This window comes from Mesorhizobium sp. M7A.F.Ca.US.002.01.1.1 (assembly GCF_004022955.1).
Lineage (GTDB): Bacteria > Pseudomonadota > Alphaproteobacteria > Rhizobiales > Rhizobiaceae > Mesorhizobium > Mesorhizobium ciceri.
On sequence record NZ_RZQE01000373.1, the window covers coordinates 1 to 5936 of the forward strand.

General features: G+C 65.6%; 8 protein-coding genes. 7 read left to right on the forward strand and 1 reads right to left on the reverse strand.

The genetic code is table 11. The annotated features are described in order from the left end of the window. The 6 genes from EN932_RS26840 to EN932_RS26865 form a co-directional block, all read left to right on the forward strand. The coding region (locus tag EN932_RS26840) for a transketolase C-terminal domain-containing protein (RefSeq protein ID WP_281061557.1) at window positions 1-349 on the forward strand (349 nt) is incomplete at its 5' end. A gap of 14 nt (window positions 350-363) precedes the next feature. Then, window positions 364-1623: an alpha/beta fold hydrolase gene (locus EN932_RS26845; protein ID WP_128369184.1), complete on the forward strand. Its 1260-nt coding sequence runs from the start codon at window positions 364-366 to the stop codon at window positions 1621-1623. A gap of 119 nt (window positions 1624-1742) precedes the next feature. Further along, entirely contained in the window at window positions 1743-2066 is a 324-nt protein-coding gene (locus EN932_RS26850; protein WP_063168741.1) for an NIPSNAP family protein, read from the forward strand. 1 nt (window position 2067) lies between these two features. After that, window positions 2068-2937 carry a hypothetical protein gene (locus EN932_RS26855; RefSeq protein WP_127369409.1) on the forward strand — a complete coding sequence of 290 codons (870 nt, stop codon included), beginning with the start codon at window positions 2068-2070 and terminating at the stop codon, window positions 2935-2937. Further along, the gene (locus tag EN932_RS26860) at window positions 2934-3860 is read left to right on the forward strand and encodes a 3-hydroxyacyl-CoA dehydrogenase NAD-binding domain-containing protein (protein ID WP_127369410.1); all 927 of its coding nucleotides are present in this window, start codon (window positions 2934-2936) and stop codon (window positions 3858-3860) included. The genes EN932_RS26855 and EN932_RS26860 overlap by 4 nt, the downstream gene beginning before the upstream one ends. Before the next feature lie 18 nt (window positions 3861-3878). Beyond that, window positions 3879-4628 (forward strand): SDR family oxidoreductase, encoded by a 750-nt coding sequence (locus EN932_RS26865; RefSeq protein ID WP_063168744.1) that lies wholly within the window; start codon window positions 3879-3881, stop codon window positions 4626-4628. A gap of 28 nt (window positions 4629-4656) precedes the next feature. Here EN932_RS26865 and EN932_RS26870 read toward each other — a convergent pair whose 3' ends face one another. Next, window positions 4657-5409 carry an NAD(P)-binding domain-containing protein gene (locus EN932_RS26870; protein ID WP_063168745.1) on the reverse strand — a complete coding sequence of 251 codons (753 nt, stop codon included), beginning with the start codon at window positions 5407-5409 and terminating at the stop codon, window positions 4657-4659. Window positions 5410-5520: 111 nt separating this feature from the next. On the opposite strand from EN932_RS26870, the gene EN932_RS26875 reads away from it, so the two are divergent. Then, window positions 5521-5936: GntR family transcriptional regulator (locus EN932_RS26875; protein ID WP_164890633.1), on the forward strand; the 416-nt coding region annotated here is incomplete at its 3' end.

Consider the following 5936-nt stretch of genomic DNA (forward strand, 5'->3'; position numbering starts at 1 on the left):
CTCCAAGATGGTGGTCGAGGCACTGAAAGCCGCGGATCTTCTCGCAGCCGACGGTGTTTCGGCCGAGATCGTCGATCTCCGGTCGCTGCGCCCGCTGGATGTCAACGCCATCGTCGCCTCGATCGCGAAAACGCACCATGCCGTGGTGGTCAACGAGGGCTGGCGCTTTTGCGGCTACGCCGCCGAGCTTTCGGCAACGATCATGGATCACGCCTTCGACGAGCTGGACGCGCCGGTCGCGCGCGTCACGCTGCCGGACATGCCGATCCCCTATTCCGAGCCGCTGGAAACGGCGATGCTGCCAAGTGCCGAGAAGATCCGCACCGCCGCGCTGAAGACGCTGAAGTGACGGAGGCGGCGGCGATGGCGACCCATCCGATCAGCATCGACAGCGCCGGCGGCGAATACATGGAAGCCGTGCTGGTGATCGCCTGGGCGGTGAAGCCAGGCGATCCGGTCAAGGCCGGCGATCTGGTCGTCACCGTCGAGACGGCCAAGGCCGCGACCGAAATCGAAGCCGACCGCGACGGCTGGCTGGCTGAGATCTTCTTCGCCGAGGGACAGGAAGCGCCGGTGGGCGCCGTGCTCGGCACGATCGCGGACGAGAAACCGATAGTTGGCGAGAAGCTGATCGCTGGCCAATCCGCTTCGATCGCGCCGGCCACGGCGACGGCTGCCGAAACCAATCCGCGCGATCCTGTGACCAGCGAAGCGCCTTCCTCCATCCGGCCGCCCGGCAGCCGTGCAGTCGCAAGCCCGCTGGCCCGGCGGCTTGCCGCTGCGGCCGGGCTCGACCTTGCCGCCATTGCGGGAAGCGGCCCGCGCGGGCGCATCAAGAAGCGCGACATCGATGCCACCCTAGCCGCCCTCTCCAATGAACATGACAGCGCAGGCCAGCGAACGCCGGCGACGGCCCAGACGCCATCCATTGCCGCGCCAACGCTGACCCGACAGCCGGCGCCCGTGGTCCTCATCCACGGCTTCGGGGCGGATCGCTCGGTGTGGCGGCAGGTCGTGCCCTTGCTCGGTCCGGAGATCGAGACGATCAGCCTCGACTTGCCCGGCCATGGCGTGGAAGCGGTAAGACCTGCAAGCAGCATCGAGGAGATCACCTTCCTCCTCTGCGACCAACTGGAGGAGATGGGCGTCGGCAATGCCCATCTCGTCGGCCATTCCCTGGGCGGTGCGGCGGCCCTCGCGCTCGCCCGGCTGGGCCGTCTTACGGTGCGCTCTGTGACGCTCCTTGCCCCTGGCGGGCTTGGCCCCGAGATCAATGCCGGCTTCATCGCCGGTCTTGCCCGCGCGACCACGGTGCAGGCCTTGGAGCGGTGGCTGGCGGTGATGGTCGGCGACCCCTCAGCCTTACCGACCGGCTATGCGCAGGCCGCGCTCAGACAGATGGAAAGACCGGCAATCGCGACGCGCTCGCTGCGATGGCCGAAAGCCTGTTCCCGGACGGCACGCAGGGGTTCGATCTCGCGGGCGCGCTTGCAGAGCTTGCCGTGCCGACCCGGCTCCTCTGGGGCAGGCTCGACCGCGTCATTCCGGTCGCCCATGCGGCCCGCGCGCCGGGCTTCACTGCCGTTCATCTTCTCGATGGCATCGGCCATGCACCGCAGATAGAGGCACCGGCGCTCACCGCCCGGCTGATCGCCGAGACGGTGCGAAGTGCCGGCTGAGCCGGCAAGACCATCACGCCCGCGTCAAGGGCGCCACGACAGAATGTCAGAAGGAGTGCCGATATGATCTTCGACCATCGCACCTACACCGCCCGCCCCAACAAGCTGTCGCATTTCCTCAAACTCTACGAGGACGTCGGCCTGCCGATGCAGCGGCATTATCTGGGCGAGCCCTTCGGCTTCTTCCAGACGCATATCGGCGACCTCTCGCGCACCGTGCATCTGTGGAGATATGAAAGCCTTGCCGACCGGGAGGAGCGGCGCGACCGCATGGAGGCAGACCCGGAATGGCAGGCCTACCGGCGCAAGGTGATCGAGACCGACTATCTGCTCGACATGCGCAACCAGATCCTCAAACCCGTCTCGTTCTTCAATCCGGGAAAATAAGATGGACCTGACTTTCTCGACCGAGGGGCGCAGCTGGCCGCTGCGCCTGACTGGCGATGCCGAGCGCACGCGCCGCGCGCTGCTTTCGGCCTTGCCGATGCGTCTGCAGCTGCACACGCCGAAGATCGCCGGCAGCCATATCTATTGGCATGCTCCCTTCGTCGAGGATATCGAGGGTGCTACGCATGTGCTTTCCGCGACCGCCGGCGCATTCATCTACTGGCCGGTGCGGCAGTTCCTCGAAATCACCTTCGCGCCGCTTCAGGCGGAGAATGCCGAGATCACCGTTCTCGGCCATCTCGACGCGCCGGTGGAAGGCATTGCCGAACTTGCCGCGACACTGAAACAGGACCAGGGCCGCCGCATCCTGGAAGGCACGCTTGTCCGGTCGGATGGCGGCGTGTCCGAGTCTTCGCCGCCATCGTCGCTGCCACAGGATATCATTGCCGCTCGCAAGGCGCTGTGGGTGTTCTGTCCCGCCGACATCAGCCGGGTCACCGCGTCACGCGCCATCATGCACCCGGCAGGGCCTGTCTTCACCGCGGAATCAGAAGCGCGGGTGCTGCACGAATTCCTCTGGTGGATCCGCGCCGAGCGCGGCCGGAAGGACGAATTGGTGCTGCGCCAGGCGGCAGCAATCGCGCTCGACAAGACCGCGACCCGGCTACGCGATTTCTGCCACATGGAGGAAACGCCTGCCCTGCTTTTCCGGCTCAAGGCGGCGATGGACGGCAACTATCCGTTCGGTGCGCTGATGGACGAGGCGATCCTGGCTACCGGGCGGGTCGGCGCTTGGATCGATCTTCTCATCCCGTGGAACGACCTCAACGAGGCCTTCCGCGCTGCGCTTGACGGCAGGAGGGCCGGATGATGGAAAAACTGACCATCGGCATTGTCGGTTTCGGCGTCATCGGGCAGCGCTGGACGGCTTGCTTTGCCCATGCCGGCCACGCGGTGCGCGTGTTCGACCCGACAGAGCGGCGCGAAGCGGCTTTCAACGAGGTGCTGCCTGCACTCATGGCCGACCTAGACGCGTTGAAGGGATCCTCGCCCTCGCCCGGCGAGATCCATCTTTTTCCGACGCTCGCCGAGACGCTCCAAGGCGTCGATTTCGTGCAGGAGAACGGTCCGGAAGACCTGGCCCTCAAGCGCCGGCTGCTCGCCGAGATCGAAGATCATGTCGGTGACGAGGTCGTCATCGCCTCCTCCTCCTCGGCCCTGCTGGTGTCCGACATGCAGGGCGAGTGCCGCCTGCCCGGCCGCGTCGTGCTCGGCCATCCCTTCAATCCAGCGCATCTGATGCCGCTGGTCGAGATCGTCGGCGGCAAGACATCGGATCCACAAGCGATCGCCCGCGCACGCGCCATCTATGAAGCCATCGGCAAGAAGCCGGTAACGCTCAACCGGGAGGCGACCGGCCATATCGCCTTGCGCCTGATGGGCGCCATGTGGCGCGAGGCGATCGCTCTGGTGCGAGACGGCGTCGCCTCGGTCGAGGACGTGGATCGTGCCTTCATGTATGGGCCGGGCGCGAAATGGACCCTGCAAGGTTCGTTCATCTCCAACAGCCTCAACGCCGATGGCATCGAGGACTTCCTGCGCAAATATGGCCCGACCTATCAGGCGATCTGGGACACGCTGCTCGACGCAAAGCTTGACAGCGAGACCATCCGCTCGATCACAGCTTCGACAAATGCGGCGGTAGGCGGGCGCAGCCACGAGGATCTGAAGGCCGCGCGCGAGCCTGGCCTGGTCGGCATTTTGAAAACAGTGGCCGCACACGGTGCACTCTAATCGTCACGGAGAATGGCCATGACCTATCGCACCGCCCTCGTCACCGGCGCCTCGAAAGGCATCGGCGCAGCGATCGTCGAGAGCCTGATCGCGGAAGGATTGACCGTCCATGCGCTGGCGCGCAGCCGTGGCGCGCTACAGGTCCTGCAGGAGAGGCTCGGGCCACGCGTGAAACCGCTTGTCGCCGATGTGCGCGACAACGAGGCGATCGCTTCTGCGCTCGGTGCGGCGGAAATCGATGTCCTGGTCAACAATGCCGGCGGTCTGGCGACCGTGCGCCCCCTGCACGAACAGAGCGCGGAGGAAACAGCCGAGGTGGTGGCGCTGAACCTCACCGCACCCTTGCAGCTCATCCGCATGTTGCTGCCGGGCATGATCGCGCGCAAGCGTGGCCACATCTTCAACCTGACCAGCACGGCTGCCAGCGGCGTTTTTCCCGGCACGACGACCTACGGTGCGGCCAAGGCCGGCCTTTCCCAGGCCGGTCGCATCCTGCGCTATGATCTCGCGGGCACCGGCGTGCGGCTGACCGAGATCGCCCCGGGCCGTGTGGAAACGGATTTCTATCTGAAGGCCTTCGACGGCGACCGCGAGGGCTTGCGCAAGCGCATGTACTCGCAACAGCGGCCGCTCGGCCCGGCCGACATTGCCGCCGTGCTTGCTACCGCGCTGCGGATGCCGGATCATGTCGACATCAGCGAACTGACCGTCGCGCCGAGCGAACAGGCGCCCGGCGGCCATACCTATCCGCCCGCGCCGCAACGATGAGCATGCGTGGCGTCAGCGACGCCGCGCCTCAGTCCGGCTCGGTCAATTTGTCGAGCACGGCCGTGCAGGCCTCCTCCCAGGCCGCAGGCACTCCGCGCGCCGAAAGCACCTGCAGACCCCGCTCGGTGATGCCGCCCGGTGTCACCAGCTCCTCGAGCATCTGATGCATCGGCTGGTCTTTCTCCTCAATCAGCCGCCCGGCGGCCACGAACGTCATCGCCGTCAGCCGGCGGCCAATTGCCGGATCGAGACCTCGCGCGCTCGACCATTCAGTCGTCCTGCGGATCAGATCCTGCACCCAGCCATAGATGGCGGCATTGACCGTCGCCAACTCGAAGTCCGTTTCGCTGGCCAGAGCGATCGAGGGGCCAAGCCAGTCGAGGACCGCCCGCGCCTGCTCAAGGTCGGGGAAATAGATCGTCGGACTGGCACAGATTTCGGAAGCCGTGAACGGCATGGCGCGCACCGCGCGCGCAGGCGCGACAGCAAACCGCGATAGCGCTACGCCGGCGCAAACCGAAACCATTGTTTGGTCCGTGCGCCACGGCAGGCCAGCGACCGCATCCGGCGCATGCACGGGCCGCACCGCAACAATGACGACATCGGACTGTTCGACGAGATCGCGATTGTCGATTGCCAGCCGAAAACCGTGCCGGGCGGAGAGCGCCGCCGCCTTGCCTCGCGGCGACAGCACGATCGCCGCGGGATCAAGCCCGGAACGCAAGAACCCAGCCAGCATGGACGTCGCCAGATGCCCGACCCCAAGAATGCCTACAATCATTGTTGTCCCCCGGATTTGAACCTGCTGCTTGCCATTCACACGAAGTTGGGAAAGAAAGGCGGCTCTACAAAGTGTCGACACAGCCTGCATACAAATCAGATGAGAACCGACGTGACCGAACGAGCCGAGACCAGTGCCGATAGCGACCCGTCCCTTGCCGCTGAAGCGGAGACGCGCCGCGCTGCCGATAGCAGCGAACGCGCCTACAACACCATCCGCAAGCTCCTGGTCGAATTCAAGCTGAAGCCCGGAGAGCGCATCAACGAGGTCCAGCTTTCGCGCGGCCTTGGCCTTTCGCGCACACCGATCCGCGAGGCGCTGAACCGGCTCGCCTCCGAGGGTTTCGTTTCGCTCACGCCCAATCGAGGCTTTTTCGTCAGAAGCCTCAGCACCGAGGGCCTGCTCGATCTCTACGAGTTCCGCTCGATCATCGAGTGCGCTGCTTTCAAGCTGATGTGCGAGCGCGCCGACGACAGCGAAATCGACCGGCTGCGGAGCTACTGGGAAGCGATCGTCGACGCCTACCC